The following is an 18989-nucleotide window of genomic DNA, read 5'->3' as shown; positions in this document are numbered from 1 at the left end:
TGGTGTGCTCCGGCACCCGGCTCGGCCCGGGCCGGTGGACACACCGGACGTTGTGGTTCGCCAAGCCTGTTCAGGGCGCCAAAACTCGAACCTCTCCGCGCTGAGTGTGCCAACTAGCTTGGTGTGACGGGGCATTCGTCGGTGGTGTTGGGGCCCACGCCCCTGCGTGACTGCTGGCGCTGGGCAGCGGCGCGGACTCTGCACGGAAGAGGGCGCCGGTGGGCTTGGCGGAAGCCAAGCTTGCGGCTACGGCGCGGCTCCTTCCGGGCCGGGGGAGCTGATGCGCGTGAGGTCCCGGACCGCAAGGCGGTTGCCATTGGGCAAGTTGCCCCTGGTTGGCTGCTGTCCTGTTCTGATGACGTCCGCCGCAGAACCGGGCAGCATGAAGCCCACCAAGGGAGGTCTGGATGAGCGAGATGAGCATCAGCGATGGGTCGCCAGGCGAGGAGCGCGTGGATGCACGCCACCAGATTGAGCTCGTTCGCGAGCAGGTGCGGCACGAAGTGACCTCCCGAGACCCGGCGACCAGGCACCTGGGCGCACCGGTGGGCGACCGCATCGAACCGGGCGCCGACTTCAGGTTCACCGACGACGAGATGGAGACCCTCCGCGCCTCGGTCCCGGCGCGGCTGCGAAAACACCGCGCAGACCGCGACCGTGACCTGAAGGTCGCCGAACTCGTCGGGGCGCGCGACACCGACTCGGTCCGCGCCGCATTGGACACCCTGACCGCCCTCGACATGCAGGTCGACGACGTGTGGGCAAGCTGGCTCGCACAGGATCCAGAGAACAGGCTGCCCGGCGACTGGGACCGCAGGGTCGACGACGTCCACGCGACGCAGGAGCGCGCGACACGGCGACAGGCCCAACGAGACCGCTTCTCGCTGGTCGCACTGGCCATCGCCTTGGCCTCGCTGGTGCTGTGCTTTCAGTGGATCGTGGTGTGGGACGGCAGCGGGGCGGCGTACCTCTCCGCATGGGCGTCGGCAGTGGCAGGCTCATTCATCGCCAACCATCGGCTGCGGGGCCGGATGAGCGCCGAGCGGCTCTGGTCGATAACGCTCTTGCCGCCACTGGTGCTGACCGTCGCGCTGTCGGTCTGGATGCTCAGGGACGAGCTCCGCAGCGCGAACGACGAGATCTGGCTGGCTGCGACTGTGCTGCTGGTGCTCGCCTTGCTGATCCTTGCCGTGACGCTCGACGGCCGGCGACCAGTTCGTCGCTTCGCTACGCGTCGACGAGTCGATCTGCCTGCCGATCTCGAGGACCCCGAGTACGCCAAGCGTCTCGGCGACTATCTCGAGGAGCTGCGAGTAGCAGTCCTCAACGAGTCCTTCGCGAAGGTCGACAGCGCCCGCCTGTGGCAGCGATGGTTCATCATTCTGGGCGCTTCTGCTGCACTCCTGTCTGCCGGCGCCGGTGTCACCGGCCTATCAGGGCAGGTGGCGGAGCTCGCAGCGATCAGCGCACTCGTCGGCGCTGGACTGTCAGCGACCGTGACCTTGCTCAACCCGGCTGGCCAAGCGCAGCAGGCATCACAGGTGGGTGCGTCGTGTGGAAGCCTCGCCGAGGAGATCGACGTGCTGATCCGGATCGACTTGCCGCACACGCTCCGTAGCAGCGGATCGCTCGCTGAGGTGAGAGACCACGTCGAGACGATCAGCACACGCTTCGACGAACTCCGCGAGGTGCCGCAGCGCCCACGGCTGTGGAAGGGCAACACAGCTCCAGCCGGCCAGGACGAGTAGCGAACCCACGAGGAGCGCAGCAGATCAGTTGCCAGTGCACGGCAGCAGTGCTCCATCCGGGCAACCTTCGGCCGGCTCCGGGTTGTCCGGCTCCGGGTTGTCCGGCTCCGGGTTGTCCGGCTCCGGGTTGTCCGGCTCCGGGTTGTCCGGCTCCGGGTTGTCCGGCTCCGGGTTGTCCGGCTCCGGGTTGTCCGGCTCCGGGTTGTCCGGCTCCGGGTTGTCCGGCTCGGTGCCGGGCGACGGTGACTGCGATGTCCCTGGCCCGCGAGGCTGCCCATTGGTCGTTGCGAACACACCGAAGAGGATCGCGATCGCCAGCGTGGTAGCCATCGCAACCGCGTTGATGGCTACCGCCCATTGCCACAACGCACGACGGTCCACGAGATCAGGGTGCTGCACCACGAGTTCCGCCGCCACTGAAAACGCACATTCAGTGGCGGCGCGTCGTCTGCGTGAGGTCAGGCCGTGATGCCCGTGTCGCCTCGATCGTCACCGAATCGGCGCCCGCAACTTCATGGTCCAGTCGCGGGCCATCCTCGAGTTCAGGGGACGGCTCTTCTAGTTTCCCCCCGGGTTGTTGCACGGGGTTGCGATTCGCAGACACAGCATCGTCATCCCCGATTGTCACGATGGCAGGGGCCTCAGCAGCCCGTCTCGCGCCGCTAACTGCTGCCGCGCGGGAATGCTGTTCATCCCGCAACGCGGGTGAGCCAACCAGTCGATCGGACGGCGCATCAAGACCGATACGGGCCTCGTCCTGACCCGTATCGGGCGGCTTCTGACCGTTCGCACCCTCCGAATCCAGCACAGGTAGCTGCTCAGCATGGGCAGCCCTCGCACTCATAGAAGCCCCGTCCTGCTTGACAGGAGAGCCTTTCAGCCCGGCCGGGGGCCGTCTGGATCGGGCGACGGTGCGTTGGGAATTCGGCGGGGGCACGTCTGGAGTAGGCGGGGCCTGGCGCGGCCGTCACCGGCCATCTCACGCGCATGTCATGAGGTGCTGTCCGTTCGAGAATTGCGTCTGCCTTCGCCATGTTCCGCTCCTCTACTTCCGTCCCGTGCCCACCGACGGGAAGACGTATCGCAGGGCCTCCGGGGAGAGCAGGTCACGCAGAAAGTACGGCGTGCCGCCACGCATCTCCGGGGTGACCTGGAGGTGTCCGTCAAACCCGTGGTTGGCAGCGGTGCGCAAGTCGATCGGTACCGCCCGGGGGTGCTGCTGCCAACGCCCCAATACGTCAGGTGGAATCTCGCTGGCGAGAACGTATGGTGTCCCTGCGCGTTCGGGCAGGAAAGTGTTGCGCGCGTCGACCTTGCCCGCCGTGTCCCCGGCCCGCTCGCCGAGCTTGATCTCGACGTCGAGCCTGGGCAGCGAGATGTCGAGGTCGCCGCCGCGCGTTCCGTCCGGGCGGTAGAACTGCACGTCGCGACGGATGCCGTCCCAGCCAAGCTCGCTGGGGTCGAAGCCCAGTGGCCGCTCGGTGACGGAGCGGGTCTCGGGGTCAAGGCTGCGGACGGTGATGCCGGGATCGTCCAGGATCGCCCGCGCGATGCGGACGTCGCCAATCTGTCGCTGAAGTGAGGCACGTGTCTCGGGGTTGGTAGTGAGGACGCGACGGAGATGGAGACCGAGTTCGGCCTGGTTGAGGTCCGTCCGGGCGATGACCACCTTGGCGTTTGTGATGCGCACCGAGCGAGGCGCGAGGAAGCTGGGCGAGCGCGTGGCCCCCCGCAGCCCGACGATCGAGGTCCCGATGTCGAAAAGCCCGGTGGCATAGTGGCCGCGACTGATTTCCTGCGCACCGCTGCTCACGCCCATGGCCGCGAGCGGGATCGCGATCTCCGGGGCGAAGACTGCGACCGGGGCCAGCACCCCGCCGATGGCCATGTTGAGTCCGAGCTCACCCCAGCTGAACTCCTCTTGGGCGCCTTCGGAGATGGCGATGCCCTGCCGGACGGCGTTCAGCCCGCCTCCGACGAGCGCCCCGATAGCGACGATGCCGAGCACCGCGAGGAACGCGAGCTCGCCACGGGGGTCCACTAGGTCGGCGGGGTCGTGCCGCACGTAGGCGTAGGGGTTCGGGCTGTCGCTGGCGCCTGCAGGGTCCGGACTAAGGAAGGCCCCGTGCCGTGGGTCGTAGAGCCGGGACCGGGTCAGATAGAGGCCCGCCTCCGGCAGCCACCGCATCCCCGCGAAGGACGGCTCGAGTCCGACGTTCGAGGTAGTCAGCGGTGTTCCGCCGGCGTCGGTCATCGTAGGCGTGCCGAACGGGTCGAACTCGTGGGATTCGACCAGCCCTGCCTGGGGCTCCCAATAGCCCCGCACGCTCCCCGAGAGGTCCACCACCGGCGTCAGCGAGCGGCCGGCGACGTGCACGAGCAGAGGTGCGCCGGTGACGGGCTGCGGTGAGTACTCTCGGACCGCTGCTCCGGCCCTGGACTCGAGCAGGAGCCGATCGCCGAGATAGTGAAGCTGAGTGGTGGTGCTCCCGGTGACACCCAGCACCACCGGCCGTCCCAGGGCGTCGTAGTCCAGCTCGAACACGGCGGTGCCGTCAAGGCGCTGGACCGCGCGGATCCTGCCGAGCGCGTCGGCGACGTAGCGTCGGCCGCCGTCCGTTTCGCGGATGCCGTCGGCCTGGTGGGTGACCGGCTCAGGACCTGCTTGGGACAGCCGGTGGCCGGGGAGGTGCGAATAGGCGACAGGGGCTACCCCGTCGACCTGCCGCGCAACCCGTTCATCCCCGTCGTTATAGCTGATGTGCTCCCACCGGGCAGCCGAGCCGACCGCAGTCGTCGCCGCCGTGGCGATCTCTGCGTCCTGCGCGGCCTGGTCCCCGGGGGCTGCGGACAGGCTGAGCGCGAAGTCGTCGGCGATCCCGTCCACCCGGTCGAGCCCGTCGTGCTCCCACAGGCGCTGCGCGTCCCGCTCGACCGCCTGCTCGAGCCCGCGGCGGCCGTCCGCGTCGAAGCGGTAGTCGAAGCTCTCCACGGGTTGCTGCTGGCTCTCGTAGGCGAGCCGAGTGAGGCGGCCACCGAGGTCGTACGTCGCCTCCGCGGTCAGCTCACCACTGACCGTCACCTCGTCGTAGCGGTCCAGCCCTGCCGGCTCGATCTCGGCTAGGACGGCGGGTCCGTCTCCCAGGGAGCCGGAGGCCAGCCGCTCGACCCGCACCGGGAACCCGTTGTCGGCGGTGGTGATGCGTTCGCGTCGGCCACTGGGCCAGCTCAGCTCCGTCTGGCCCGTGGTGTCGTCGTGGGACACGTCGACGCTGACCCCGTCCAGGCCTTCGGACACGAGGCGGCCGAGGCTGTCGTAGGCGCGCGTCGTGGTCGAGGACCCGGTCGAGGCGCCGACCAGCCGATCCAGCCCGTCGTATGTGTAGGTGATAAGTGGGACGGGCATCAGGCCGCCACCCTGGGCGTCCACGGAGTGCAGCCGTCCGGCCGCGTCGTAGGTCATCCGGACCCGGGCGCCGCTGGCGAGCACCTCCTCGGCCAGGCGACCGTCCGCTCCAAAGGAGCGGCTGCTAGAGAACCCCGGACGAGTGACCTCCAGCTGCCGGCCGACGCCGTCGTATGTCATGGTGGTGACCTCGCCGGCCGGGTCGACGTACGTCTCCAGGCGGCCGGCCGCGTCGTAGGCCCAGACGTGGACGACCTGAAGCCCCAGCTCGTCGCGGGTCACCGACATCAGCTCGCCGGTCGGCCCCACCACTCTACGCTGGACGACCCCGAGCGGGCTGGTGACGGCCACCGGCACGTCTCGGTCGTCGTAGACGACAACTGTGGAGTTCCCGAGCGGATCGGTCGAGCGGACCCTGCGCCCCCGCTCGTCAAAGGCGTGCTCCCACGCGTGGCTCACCACCCCCGCGGGCGTCACGTCGCGGCGTTCCACCCGGGTCAGGCGGTCCAGACCCGAGTAGGTATGCACGGTGGCGTTGCCGACGGCGTCCCGGCGCTCCACCAGGCGCCCCAGCGCGTCGTGGACGAAGATGGTGGTAGCACCTCGCGGGTCGGTCACGGCGGTTCGGTTGTTGTCGCCGTCATAGCGGTAGGTCGTCACGCTGTCGACCGCGGCCGCGGGGTCGTCGGCGAACACGGCGACCGTCTCCTTGGTGAGGCGTCCGCGCTCGTCGTAGTCGTAAGCGGCCAGACGCAGCAACGCTGCGGTCCCGTCGCCGCGGTCACCGGTGACGGACTCGGAGACGAGCAGATCGTCCCTGCCCCACTCGTATTCCACGATGCTGCCGTTGGCCGAACTCACCTGGCTGAGGCGACCGAAGCCGTCGTAGGTGTAGTCCACGCGGAGGTCAGCTGCTGGCCCTGTGCGGTGGATCACCCGGCGTCCCGAGGTGTCGTACACGCTGGTCTCCCTCAGGCTGGTGCCGTCGCTGCCCGTGGAATCCTTGTGCAGTAACATCCCCCGCTCGTCGAATTGCTGGGTAACCCTGGTGCCGAGGGCGTCAACTACGGAGACGGGCATGCCCCGGTAGTCGACGCGCTGGGTCACCGCGCGCGGATGCTCGGTATTGGCTGCGAGGACAGTCCGCAGCACGTTTCCGAGTGGGTCGCGGTGGATCGAGTCATTGATGTCGGAGCCGGCCAGGATCGGGTCCGTGTAGTCGCCGGCGGGACGGGTGATGCCGACCACGTCGCCGTCCGCGTCCCGGTCGATCGTCACGGCCGCCCGAGCGCCCGCCACTGCCACGGTCTCCTGACGGCGTACCCGGCGGTGGCTGTCATAAGCGTAGCGGCGCTCGCCGCCGGTCGCGTCATGGGCCGCCACGACGTCTCCGACTGGGTCGTAGCGGAACCGCTCCACCAGGTCGAGGCCGGTGACGTCGTGGTGCACCTCGCTAAGTAGGCCAAGCTCGTGACCGGAGGTGCCGTAGTGCAGCTCGGTCCGGGTCCCCTCCGCGGTGACGACCGCTGTGCACTGACCCCGAACATTGAGCTCGACCCACAGCGTGCTGCTCTGCGCCGAGCCGTCGTCGAGGGTGGCGTCGGGGAGACGGATCTCGCTCAGCCGACCCGTCGCACCCGGCGTCCCCGCGTCCAAGTCGTAGAGGTAGCGCGTGACGTTGCCATCCTCGTCGGTGACCGAGCGCGGTAGCTGGAAGGCCGGCTCGTAAGTGCCGCGCCACATGATCCGGCTGGGGTCGGGAAAGCCCGTGCGGGCACGGACCTCGCGGCGCAGTAGGAGACTGCGCCGCCGTGGGTCCGCACTCGCGTGGTCATAGGTTCGGTGCTCCTCGCGGCCGTCCGGGTACCGCACCATGGTCCGGTTGCCCGCTTCGTCGTAGTCGAACTGATGGACTACCACCCGGAACGACCCGTCGCGGACCAGACGCAGCCGGTGGTCTAACAGGTCTCCGAACCCGTTGAACGTGGATGTTGTCACCGCGAGCTCCGGATCAAGCACCTCGACGCGCACGGCGGGGACGCTGCGAAACTCGGGGAGACGCGGCGTGCTCTGGAGCTGCGTGTAGCGGTATTGATAGGCGAACTCGCCGCGCACCTGGAGCGTCACCCGGCCCCACGACCACGACGCCGGGTCCTCCTCATAGGTGTTTAGCACCAGGGTGTCGCCGTCCGAGGAGACGACCTCGACGATGTTGTGCCGCATCTCCTCGGGAAGCCAAGGCTTGTCGTAGCGATAGTGCCGGAGGGCCACCCCGTCGGTGTCCACGACTTCGACAAGGTGCTCGATGTCCGGGTCGTGCCAGTAGACGACGCTGCGTCCTGCGTGGTCGAGGACTCGCTCGAGCAACCCGCAATCGCCATACTCGAAGTGGAGGAACCTGTCGTCGTCGTCGCGGACCTCCTGGACCCGGCCCGAGCCGTCGTAGGAGTAGCGCAACCGGTTGCCGTGCCGGTCGACGACCTCGATCAGCGGAATCCGCGCCGCTAGCGGCCACCCGGCCGGCTGGGCGTAGACGTGCTTCAGGCCGCCCACGCCGTTGTGCGCGTATCGCACCGCGGGACCGGCGTCGCGCTCCAGCCGAGCCAGGGCGCCTGCCGGCGAGGAGAAGCCACCCCCGACCGGGAGGTAGTGCTCCTCGTGCAGCTGCCCGGTCCAGCGCGCCACCGAGCCGTCGGTGAGCTCCCGGACGTAGGAGTTGTGGTTGTGGTCCCAGCCGAAGCCGAATGGGCCGAAGTAGGCCGCGCCGCTGCGGTAGGTCCGGGTGAGGGCGAGCTCGATCGTCGCCGTCTCAACCGCGAGGTCGCACTCCACCACCACGAACGCGCCCGAGAAGAGCTCGACCGGGTCGCCGTCCAGGACCCGGCTGCGCGGCTCGGTCCCGCCGTGGTGCGTGTCCGGTGCGCCGTCAGGATGGTCGCGGGCCTCCTCGTTGGAGGACGCGCTCCCCCCTTCTCCGGGAGTGCGGGCTCCCTCGCCGCCCTGCACCATCTGCATCCCAGGTGGCACCTGTGGGGCACCCTGCGCCGTGGCGGAGTCGCCCGACCCGCCAGCGGGCGGCACGTCGGCGGGCGTGGACGAGGGCCCGGGGATCGGCGTCGTGACGACCTCGCCGCCGGGGCCGATGCACCCCTCGTCACGTCCGGCTGCCAGCAGGTCGTCCAGGGACCCGCTGGTGCGCTCGGTCAGCGGCACGTCGGGGTCGCGGGCCGCGAGAAAGCTGATCATCTCGCACGCGGTCTGGGTCGCGTACTTGTCCCCGTGGTTCAAAGTGATGGTCTGCCCGTTGGGCATCGTGACGGTGATGGGCTCGGCGCGCTCGGCGACTACCGACCACTCGGTCATGACTGACTCACCTGTGCGCTCGCGGCTCCCTCAAGCACGGCCCAGACATGGCGCTCGTCGAGGGAATGGCAAGCGGCGCCGACGGCCTGCACGGCCGCCTCCTCCACGGTGGCGGCCGGGACGGTGACCGAGCTGCCGGCGCATGCGACCGCGACGCCCCCGCCGGCGTGCCAGACGAGGTCGCCCCGCTCGAGGACGAAGCTCGGCACGGTCCACCCCGTGCCGTCCTCGGAGCGCTCCGCGCTTGCCGCGATCAGGCGCCCCAAATCGGCCCCCAGCCGGCGGTGCTCGAGCTCGTCCAGCGCAGACCCGACCACGCCCTCGATGTGCGCTGGTCGTGCCGGGTCGGTGAGGAACCGCGCCACCCGGCAGAGCCTTGTCCCGCCCTCACTGAGACGGAGCGGGTTGATTTCCAGCGAGTCGTCGAGCCACCGCTGCGCGACGACCACCACGGAGTGACCGCGGGCTCGGTCCCCTTCGAGGTGCCAAACGCCGAGCACCTCAGCCACGAGGTCGGGGCAGCGCTGCGAGAGCTGCCGCAACCTCCGCGCGACCGATTTCAGCTCCTCGGCAGCCACCGAGTCGCGGGACACGTTGAGCGCGACGACCGCCGGGGCCGCCTCGTGATCGTGGCCGAAGCTCGCGCGCCAGACGCTGGCGACGTGCCCCTCCTTCGCTCCCCACAGCTCGGTGGGGCCGCGGCCCGCGCCGTACTCCTCGGCCACGTGACGAGCGGCTCGAAGGCTCTCCTCAAAAGTCAACACTCCGACCGAGCGGGCCGCGCTCACGAGACCGTCGAGGTCGCTGACTGCCTCATCCAGCCTCGGAGCGAGCCGCTCCCACGCCTGGGGCGTGAGGGCCGGATGAGGAAGCAGGCCCAGGGGCGCCACTCCGTGGAAGGATCGCCTGGCCGCGCTCTCCACGGTGGCCGTGGTCGAGCCGCCGACCTCGAGCCGGTCGGGACCATAGAGCGAGATGCCGTCCACCGTCGTCACGTCCTGGGCCTGTGCGCTCGGCCGTCACTCGGCGCTGGACGTGTCGTCGTCGTCCTTGCGTGGCCTCGCGGGCGGGGCATCGGTGTCCCTATTTCCACCCAACTTATCGCCGTCGCGCAGGGTCATGCCCAAGGAGCCGAGCTTGAGGCGCCGGATGTCGGCAGCCGGGCGACCGCTCTCTCGGGCGATGTCGCCGACCTGGAAGCGAAGCAGGTCCTTCTGCGTAAGCTCGCCCGGCTTGCGGTGCAGCCGGTCCGCCACGGCCTTCGCGACGTCCTTCGGCAGCGTCACCGGCTGCGCCAGCAGGTCGCGGCCTCGGCGCGAGCGGCTTAGGACCCCCTCGACCTGTTTCGCGAAGAGGTCCGTCTCGACGAAGGACGATGAGGCAGTGCGGAGTCGCCTCGACGTCACGTGCTTGGTGAGCTCGTCGCGGATCGCGTCGGAGATCGCGTTGGCGCGCACGACCGAGGACGCGGCGGTCATGGGCTCCTGATCTCCGCAGCCCTCGCAGTCACCGCAGCCGCAGTCCTGGTCCTCGGCGGCAACGAGCCCCGCTCCCTCCTCAGGCCGGGCTCCCCGGACTGCTTTGAGAGCTGCCGTAGTGCGACCGACGGCACCCACCGCACGCGAAGCGGGCAGCACGGCTAGACCAGGTGGGAGATCGACGACGCTGATGCCTTTGTTGAGCCACCGCTTGTCGGGCCCGCGGTCGCAGCAGCACAGTCCTCTGGTGGTGATGACCAGCGAGGTGCGGGTGCCGACCTTGCGGATGGGCTCCTCCGAGCGCAGCTGCACTTGCACCTGGCGCCGAGCGAACCCGGCCCACTTGTCGACCTCGTCGGGGCAGTCGACGCACACGCCGCTGTCCTCGAAGCATATGTGCCCGCTGGCCTCGGCGTGGACCGTGACGACCCGCCGGTCGGGCGAGACGGTGACGCCGGTGGATCCGTGTGCGTCGCTCTGGTTCACGACGTCGGAGGTGCTGGTGATTCCGAAGCCGGTGGGCGCGTTGTAGACCACGTCATCGACCGCATGGGTCCGGTAGCAGAGGTAGGTCACGTCCCAGCAGGCTAGGAAGCACGCCTCTCGGGTGGTCGTGCCGTCCGGGGTGTCGTTGCGCGTGGGGACGTGCGCGGCCGCCGTGGCCAGGTCGGTCACCTCCGAGCGGTACTCGTAGTCGAGGATGTCTGTCTCGGCCAGGTGTGCCGTGTCGAGCCGGGCGGAGATGCAGTAGTCCGGTGCGTCCTTCGGTGCCGCGACGACGAGGAAGAACTCCTGGATGCCCTCGACCTTGCGCGGTCCACGGACGAAGCCCGACGGCTCCTCCAGCACGTGGGGGCGTGGCTGCACGAAAAAGACGGCGCGGTTGGTGCCCACGTGATAGCTGTCGAGCAGGTGGTACATCTGCGAGAGCTGGGTGGTGAACGACTGCGTCTCGCGCCGCTCGGTGCCGACCTCGGTCGTGCGCGTGGTCTGGGAGTCCTGCGTGTTCACGCTCTTGGTGCCCCACTGGCCCTGATTGGAGCTGGAGTAGGTGAAGCCGCCGCCGGTTCCCGCGTACTGCCCCTGGGCGCCGAAACTGGTGCTGCCGCCCATGTCGACGTCGAGGACCTCGAGGGACTTAGTCGTGCCGCCCGACTTGCCGACGTTGATCGACTCGATCGAGCGCGACGAGCGCTCCTTGGTGTCAGTCGCCATCTCGTATAGCTCCCGCTTCTTCGGCTCGAAGTCCAAGAAGAACGGGTATCGGTCGAGCGCGGTGTTGTCGGAGTCACCGTGGGGTCCGACGACCATCTGCAAGATGGCCCCGGTGCAGGGGTAGTAGCTGCTCAGCAGTTCCGTAACGCCCTCGACCGAGGTGACGTCGACCCCGTCCCAGTCGATCTCGCCCTGGATCTCGTCCTCGAGGGGCTGGTAGCCCGTGATCGTGACGGTTGCCTTGAGATAGGTGATGTCGTAGTCGGGGTACTTCTGGAAGTCGTCGTCGGGCCGGTACTTGAAGATCGCGATGCTGCTGTGCCACTTGGGGGGCAGCACGTCGTCGCACACGACCCGGTCCATCATGTCCTCGGTTACACACACCTTGGTCCAAGGGATGTCGATCGGCAGGCCGAGTTGGAATGCGGTTGTCATGGTTCCCCCCGAAGTTGACCGGCTGTGGTGTGACGCTAGGCAAGCCCCGTCACCCGCACGTCACGGCCGTGTCACCTCTCTGCCGCCGTGGCGTGGTCCAGACCGTGACTAGGAATGCCCGAGTCTGAATGGACATCGAAGCGCGTCCGAATGGACAATTCGGGGAGGCATTTGCTTCGGGGGCCGCTCGCCAGCACTCAGCATCAGCTGACGCGGTGTGCAGTCCCGCTCGGGAGGGAACGGCCGATGCAGGGATACACCGATGGAGTCCCGCTCCGTGCAAGCGTTCGGCTATTGGGCGGATTTGAAGTGATGGTCGAGGATCGAATCGTCGACCTGCCGGTCAGTGCCCAGCGTCTTGTGGCCGTGCTCGCCCTTCATCACAGCTGGCCGCGGAGCCGGATCGCTGGCACGCTGTGGCCGCACAGCTCCGAACTCAGTGCACTCAACTGCTTGCGGACGACGGTGTGGCGCGTCAACCGGGCGGCACCGGGGCTGATTCGCAGCGGAGTACGCGCGATTGAACTGCATCCCAAAGCGTCAGTCGACGTAACTGAAGTCGCTGAACGCCTGCGCGCCGTATTGGGTCCATGCTGCTCCAGCGACGACCCGTGCGATGCGTGGGACGTCGGCGACCTCACAACGGAGGAGCGGTCGCTCCTTCCGGAGTGGGACGAGTGCTGGCTGGCACCCGAACGCGAGCGTCTCCACCAGTTGTGGCTTCATGGGCTTGAAGCGCAGGCCAATCGGCTGCTGAAAAGCGGCGCTTTCGGTCGCGCCCTGGACCTCGCCCTCGCCTCAGTGGATTCCGATCCCCTGCGAGAAAGCGCCCATCGCGTGGTGATCGCCATTCACTTGGCTGAGGGCAACATCGCGCAGGCGAGGGCGGCCTACAGCCACTGCGTCAGGGTCCTGGAGGAGGAGTTGGGGGTGGAGCCCTCGCCTCAAACCCGAGCCATGCTAGTGGGCCGGCGAGCCAATTATTCCTACACACCTGAGCGAGGTGAGTGACTAACGAGAACCTGTTCAATATCTCAGTACGCGGCGGTGCGCCGCCGTGGCGCTGCTGTTCCGTCGAAATGACGCGCTGTCAGCTGAGTTGCCTGGTGCTAGTTGGCTGGCCCCTTCGCTGGCTCAATTCGAGGCGCATGGACAAACGGCACAGATCCGGAACCGGCAGCGCGAGAGACCGCAAGCTGACGATCGTGATCAGGATGTAGAGCCACACGAATCAGGAGGTGGTTCAATTCCTAGATGGAGGCAGTAGTCGCGGTCCTTGGAACCTTGCTCGGCGGAGTGCTCGGGGCGGCAGGAACGCACTTCAACCAACGGTCGGCTCAAAGGCACGCCTCGGACGAGCGGCTTGCCAGCCTACGCAGGGTTGCCTATCTGGATTTCCTGTCCTCTGTCCATGAGATGTTCGAGCTCGCCGGAGCCATTCATCGAGATCAACGCTCTGGTGACGTAGGGGTGGGCGAAGCGTCCCTACGGCTGAGGAGCGTGCCGTCCGGCTCCGGCCAACGTGCGTTAGAAGACGTGCGGCTGGTCGCATCAGACGACGTAGCCGCGACGGCCGCCGAGCTTTGGGCAATCATGCGTCGGGAGCCCGCCCCGACCGGTTCTCAACCCAGCTGGTCGCAATTCGTCGAGTGGCGCCCTCGGTACTGGGCGGCCCGGCGTGAGTTTCTTGATGCCGCGCGCCGGGACATAGGACTTGCTGGGCTCGATTGGTCGAGCGCGGCCGTGAGTTGAGCGGATGTCATGCAAGTTCGTGGAGGCGTCGGCGAATTGATCCAAGGGGCGCGCTTGCGCGGAGAACTCTCCCTTGCTGACTTGGCGCGCACGACCCACCTCAGCGTTGAGGAGCTCTCCGCGATTGAATCGGGTGCGAAGGACCCGGCGTTCTCCCTCGTGCAGGAGCTGGTCGAGGCTTCGGGCTCGAAGCTCATCCTTGGGATCAAGCCAACTGAGACCGCGGACGAGCATGACTTCACGGTCGGCCTCCTGGACGCCGTGTCCAACTTGCTGTTCCTCACCAGTCCTCACGACAGTTACCCGGTAGAGGTCGCTTCGACGTGGATCTATGTGGCGCTCGGGCTTCAAACTCAGAGCTGGCAGTTGGTCCACAGCGCGCAACTGGCCTATGCCTTGGGCCACGGCGCGCCTCTGATGCCGACGGTGGCTCGGACTGTGTTCGAGAACGTCGCGACGACCCACTGGCTATCGGAGGATCCGGCTGAGCGACGGATGACTGTGATACGTGACGCGAATCGCAACGCCAAACTTCTCAGGGACCTCGAACCTGAGACCTATGCACGTCGAATGGCTCGCTGGACTCAAGCGTTCGGTGACAGCGACCCGTTCGGGCGCCTGCCACCGTTCGAACAACGACTTGTCCCGCCGATGACGGGTTGGTATGCCAAGTACCGCATCTTGTCTCGATCCGCGCACGCGAGCGCTGACGCCGCGGAGGACGTCTTGGTTCGGGAGAACGGTGCACTCATCACAAGACATCGACTGCAGTCCGGCGGACAACTACTGGCGTTCGCAGCGGTGAATCTGTGGTTCATGGCCCATCGACTCGAGTTGGGCTTCCCGCAGGCTGGAGCTCCAACGCAACGAACCGCTTTGGGCTTCGATGGCGACGCTGGCAGTTTCGTGGCCCTCGGAAAGCGCATCAACGAGTTCATTGCCATCGACCCTCATAGCGAATCGAAGACTTTCGATGACGTGATCATGCTTGGGCCTTGACCAGCCCGCGAGACCCGCTGTAGACGCCTCGACCGTCTTGGCACAATGCGCGCGTCGGGGCCACGGCCTGCCTCAGGACATCGTCCGACGGCGGTGATACAAGTTGATCTACTCGCTCGTACGTCTAGGCGCCTAGGTGACCCGTCCCTGGCTTGGCTGTTCGCGGCGGAAGGACACACTTTCACCCGCGCGGATCGCGGCAGAGTCGGACGGACAGGAAGGGGGTACGTACCGACTCCAACTCACGAGTCAACTCGGCCCAAGGGGCGTCTTCAGTGGCCGTCCAACTGCTTGGGGTTGGCGCCGTCCGTTCTGGTGCTGACGAGCTACGCCATCACGTCACCTACGACAGCAACTTAAACGGCAGCATCGCTAGGTGGATGGCACGCTCGGGGTCATCGGCACGAACGTAGGTGTAGTCGCTTCGCCTCGCCGGGTCTGCGGCGGTCAGGGTTCGTTGGCACTGTGGATGCTCACTGACAGCGTCCACGGCCTTTGTGACGACGTCGGTGAACTGGCCGCCCTTAACGAACAGCAGCAGCGCTGCCTTGGTGTCCCGCCACACTGTGTAGCTCAGCAGTTGGTTGATCGCCTTCGTTACTGACGCGGGCCCGTTGTAAAACTTGCACTCTGCGATAAAGACGTTGCGGTCGCCCTTGCGGATCAGGATGTCCGTCTTGCCGGAGCCATTGAACAGCTCGCCGCCTGCCTCGCCGGTGTAGTTGACATTCAACTGTGCGAGCAACAGATTGCGGATTTCCTCCTCATCCTGGTCACCTGTGGGCAGGCGCTCAAGGATTGTGGACATGTTGACTACGTCGGTGAGCACTTCGTCAAAGGTCTGCGCTTCGAGTTCCGGCTCGGGCTCGAACGGCGTGGCCGCCCTTGGAGGCAGGCGAACCTTGCGTCGTTCAGCCTTCACGGGCGCAGTTGCTGTCGGATTCCGCTTGATCGGAAAAGGCAGGCTCGCCGCGAGGTCACGGCGCTTCAATTCCTCTTGCCGCCACCGCTCGACGGCGTTACGGACTTGCGTACGCATGCGCTCGTTGTGCGGGGCGACGTCCCTGTTGTTGTAGCCCAAAAAATGGTCTACCTGACTCTTGAACTGGTGGAACCAGTGCTCGATGGCCTGTGCCCCTGCACCGGCATCGCCGGTCCATGTGCCTTGCACCCCGCTACGCCCTACCGCTCCCTCGAGCGGCATACCTGGAGCGCCCGAGTGCGAGTAGTACGTCAAGAGGTACGGGTCCCCTTCGACTGGCGCTGTGACTGTGATCTGCACGTGGGCGGTATGCACTTGATTGCCGATGACATCTCGGGTCACGACGGTGTCGAGTTGCTTCGGCTCCGTCGTCGATGCGTCGTCCCACAGCACCGTCGCTGTGCCGAACTCGTCTAGGTGCGCGTCGATTAGGACGTCGATGTCTGTGGTCAAAATCGTGTCAATGTCGACGCGCTTCAGCGCAGTTAGAGCTTGCTGGACACGGGTGCGTGCCTCATCAGGGATAGCTTGACCCGCAAACAGGTTTTTGTTCCCCAGCATCATGAAAAGCATGGTACGTCGACCAAGTGGTCCATCGACGTTGCTGTCGGCCCGACGTCGGACCCCGCGCGCGTCGCACGGCTTCGACCGCGTAATGCCACGGCTTCGAGCTCATGGGATTTCAAGCCCGGCAGACGACGAGCCAGTTGAGCAGCAGGGATGCGTTGCTGGTCCTCGTGTCGGCGACTTTGCCACCTCCGCGCTTGGGCCGCACGACTCGGTAGTTGGCCGTTCGACGATGCTTCGATCGGCCGCGTCGATCTCGGCCTTCCTCGATGCCGGTGGAGCCGCCGCGGCGTAAGTCTCGACCCAACACTCGGTTGGCCGGCGGAATCTGACCGGTGGCGGCGGCTAACCTACCTTTGTTGAGATCCAAGCCGAATGAAGCTAGTACGGGAGCAGTATGCCGAGCGATGTGCGCGAACTTCGCGTCTTCATGGCGTCACCTGGTGACTTGAGCGATGAACGCGACGCTCTTCGAGCCGTCGAGCGGCGGATGAACGCAACGTTCCGCGAGCGCGGCGTACGTGTGTCCATCTTTGGTTGGGAAGAAGTCCAACCCGAAGCCGGACGACCCCAGGAACTCATCAACCCCCTTGTTTACGAGTGCGAGATATTCGTCGGATTATTGAACATGCGATGGGGGTCGGAAACCGGCACGCACAGTTCAGGGTTCGAAGAGGAGTTCGAGATTGCGTTGGCGCGCCGCTCAGAGGGTCTGAACCCAGCGATCGGGATGTTCTTCAGGGAGGTCGCAAAGGAGCGGCTTGACGACCTGGGGCCGCAACTGATTGCAGTTCTGGAGTTCCAGGAGCGCATTCGCCGCGATCGACTTGCGCTGTACAAGTTCTTCAAGAATGCAGATCATCTCGCCCTTGAGATCTACGACTTCCTTACGCCATACGCCCTACAGTTGGTTCACGAGGTGGGTTCGAAAGCCCCAGACGGGGCTACTATGTCTGGGGCGACGCCAGCAGCGGGTGAACCTATTGAGATGGCGTCATCTTCTGAGATCGCCGAGCCTGCTGGGGCCGAGAAGTCCGTAAATCCCACCGGTCGGCATGAAATCGACTCGGCGCAGCGTCAGATCCTTGAAGCCTTCAAGGAGTTCTCGGGGATGTTCACAGGCGACGGCACACCGAGCGAGGCCGCGCGCGACCGAGTTGCTCTCGTTGGAACCGCGTTCACGAAGGACCACGGCTTGCTGGGGACCCATCACGTGAACCGGCTCTACAAGGAACGAGCGCAGCTCGATCTGACCATGGGCGAGGCCCGAGAGTGGTACCGCACCTACTTCGCTAACGTCGGCACTGCGAAGCGCAGTGAGCGGACCATCCCGATCTGGGGGCTCATCGATGTCAGCGATATCAAGGATCGGTTTGACTCAGAGTTAGGTTCTCTGGTGCAGGACGATGACGACTCGATTGCCCGAGGTGTCCTTCGGTTCCTAACAACGAACTCTATCCGTCCAAAAGCGCTCTGGGATTCCGACGAGTGCGAAGGGTCAGCGGGAGGGTCCGAAGTGTCGAGGACTGATGAAGAAACGTTTGAGGAGACCGTCCAACGATGGTCAGCACTATTCGAGCACTTCCCTGTAGTCGAAGTGGCCCTTAACTATCTGACCGAACTGGCGACTGTCGAAGATATTCCGCTACTAACGGCGATTGCGGCCGAAGGTACGATCGATGAAGATTCGCGACGAGCCGTCACCGCCCTAGCGAGAACCATGTCTGGCGACTTCAGCAGTACCGACGATCTGGCGCCAGGGAAGTACCAGTCCGATACAGCGGCGGTTCGCGGACTACTCGTCGACTCCATGCCGGCTCTAGATTCCAGCCAGTGGGACGTGTTGCTCTCGGGCACTCAGAAAGACGTCTCAATCGCCGCGGCGGTCCAGCTCGTGCAGCACGACGAGGTCACCGATCAACAGCTCAAGTCGGCTATCGAACTCGAGAGCCCGACGGTCGAAGCCGCCGTGGTCGAGCGGGGGGCGCGCGACTTGGACTGGGCTGTCGCGAAGATCGCGAAACTGGCCGAGATCGACAAGTACGCAACCGCGCACCTGGTCTGCCGACTGCTGGCCGCCTCAAGCCCGCCGGGACTCCTTGACGATCTCGGCGCCAAAGAGACCTTCACTGTCTCTTGCTGGATAGCCCGAACCATCCAGGATCCATCCGGGTACCTCGAGGCAGCACGCGAGGTTCTCGACGGCGAGGCAGAGTTCCTGAACGACCGAGTCGCCCCCCTGCTCGCGGACTACCGCTCGATCGCTCAGCACATGACTGCGAGCGCGAAGGCGGCTGCATGCGGTGTCCTCGCCGACGAGGTGAACGCCCAGAGGGTTGGATACCACGATCTCATCCGAGTAGCCGACGAGCTACGGCGCGACCACTACCTTTCACGAAGACCCGCCTCGCAAGCGCTTGTGAAGATGACAGCCCGGCTTGCGCGGCCTTTTCCCCGCCTCAGCGACCTGTCTGCATTCGACACCTACCAAGCAATATTGGAGTGCGAGACGATCCTGGCGAGCCCCTTCGCGGAGTTCGTTGTACCGGTTTGGCGTAAGAGCAGCATCCCTCAACTTCAAACGGCCGCTCAGACTTGGGAACTGCGGCAGGAAGAGACGGCTGATGCGGTGCTTGAGGAGGCGCTGTACGTTGACGACGGGACAGTTCGCATGGCGGCGATGGACCAACTGCTCGCTCGTTGGAGCAACGAGCAGCTTACTGACCTGCTCAACCGCTACGACAAACAGTCGCGCCCGTACTGGTACAACATCATCGCCGCCCTGGATGAGCATCTATACGGATACGCGTCTTCCATGATTGATGCGCCGGAGTAGGCCCCCCCCACCCCCCCCACCTCAGGTCACATAGTCGTAAGGCTGCAGAGGTCAGTAGTCTTCCGGACCGATCCGAACTCCTTCAGATAATTCGCGTCCACGCTTCGAAATGTCCAAGCCAAGGTTCGGCCCTCCTCGACTAGTCCCGGGGGCCGGGCTGCTTGACACGCAGACCCCACGCCTAGCCACTCCCCGAGTGCTGAGGTAA

At 66.1% G+C, this 18989-nt stretch carries 9 protein-coding genes and 1 pseudogene; 4 read left to right on the top strand and 6 right to left on the bottom strand.

Going from position 1 to position 18989, the window contains the following annotated elements; genetic code table 11:
• Positions 1–407: 407 nt before the first annotated feature.
• Positions 408–1748 carry a hypothetical protein gene (locus tag DAE25_RS15960; RefSeq protein ID WP_107767140.1) on the top strand — a complete coding sequence of 447 codons (1341 nt, stop codon included), beginning with the start codon at positions 408–410 and terminating at the stop codon, positions 1746–1748.
• A gap of 24 nt (positions 1749–1772) precedes the next feature.
• Here the strand turns inward: DAE25_RS15960 and DAE25_RS23235 are convergent, their stop codons facing one another.
• The 5 genes and pseudogenes from DAE25_RS23235 to DAE25_RS15940 all read right to left on the bottom strand — a co-directional run bounded on the left by DAE25_RS23235 (position 1773) and on the right by DAE25_RS15940 (position 11645).
• Positions 1773–2129 (bottom strand): hypothetical protein, encoded by a 357-nt coding sequence (locus tag DAE25_RS23235; protein WP_159083775.1) that lies wholly within the window; start codon positions 2127–2129, stop codon positions 1773–1775.
• 664 nt (positions 2130–2793) lie between these two features.
• Positions 2794–7707: an RHS repeat-associated core domain-containing protein gene (locus tag DAE25_RS15950; RefSeq protein WP_159083774.1), complete on the bottom strand. Its 4914-nt coding sequence runs from the start codon at positions 7705–7707 to the stop codon at positions 2794–2796.
• Positions 7708–7833: 126 nt separating this feature from the next.
• Positions 7834–8163 (bottom strand): annotated as a pseudogene (locus DAE25_RS24300) (DUF6531 domain-containing protein); the annotation flags it as partial.
• A 350-nt stretch (positions 8164–8513) separates the two neighbouring features.
• Positions 8514–9503, bottom strand: a complete 990-nt coding sequence (locus DAE25_RS23230; protein ID WP_159083773.1) for a hypothetical protein — start codon at positions 9501–9503, stop codon at positions 8514–8516.
• 33 nt (positions 9504–9536) lie between these two features.
• On the bottom strand, positions 9537–11645 hold the full coding sequence (locus DAE25_RS15940; protein ID WP_159083772.1) for a hypothetical protein: 2109 nt from the start codon (positions 11643–11645) through the stop codon (positions 9537–9539).
• 246 nt (positions 11646–11891) lie between these two features.
• Here DAE25_RS15940 and DAE25_RS15935 point away from each other — a divergent pair, with 246 nt between their 5' ends.
• Both DAE25_RS15935 and DAE25_RS15930 read left to right on the top strand, forming a co-directional pair.
• The gene (locus tag DAE25_RS15935; protein ID WP_159083771.1) at positions 11892–12656 is read left to right on the top strand and encodes an AfsR/SARP family transcriptional regulator; all 765 of its coding nucleotides are present in this window, start codon (positions 11892–11894) and stop codon (positions 12654–12656) included.
• Positions 12657–13478: 822 nt separating this feature from the next.
• Positions 13479–14396, top strand: coding sequence for a hypothetical protein (locus tag DAE25_RS15930; RefSeq protein WP_159083770.1), 918 nt, complete (start codon positions 13479–13481; stop codon positions 14394–14396).
• A gap of 343 nt (positions 14397–14739) precedes the next feature.
• On the opposite strand, the gene DAE25_RS15925 is transcribed toward DAE25_RS15930, so the two are convergent.
• On the bottom strand, positions 14740–15942 hold the full coding sequence (locus DAE25_RS15925) for a hypothetical protein (RefSeq protein WP_159083769.1): 1203 nt from the start codon (positions 15940–15942) through the stop codon (positions 14740–14742).
• Positions 15943–16342: 400 nt separating this feature from the next.
• Between DAE25_RS15925 and DAE25_RS15920 the strand changes: the two genes are divergently transcribed.
• Positions 16343–18781 carry a DUF4062 domain-containing protein gene (locus DAE25_RS15920; RefSeq protein ID WP_107767134.1) on the top strand — a complete coding sequence of 813 codons (2439 nt, stop codon included), beginning with the start codon at positions 16343–16345 and terminating at the stop codon, positions 18779–18781.
• The last annotated feature ends 208 nt before the right edge of the window (positions 18782–18989 follow it).

The sequence above is a fragment of the Nocardioides terrigena genome, assembly GCF_003047265.1.
Lineage (GTDB): Bacteria > Actinomycetota > Actinomycetes > Propionibacteriales > Nocardioidaceae > Nocardioides > Nocardioides terrigena.
This window is presented reverse-complemented; position numbering and strand designations above follow the sequence as displayed.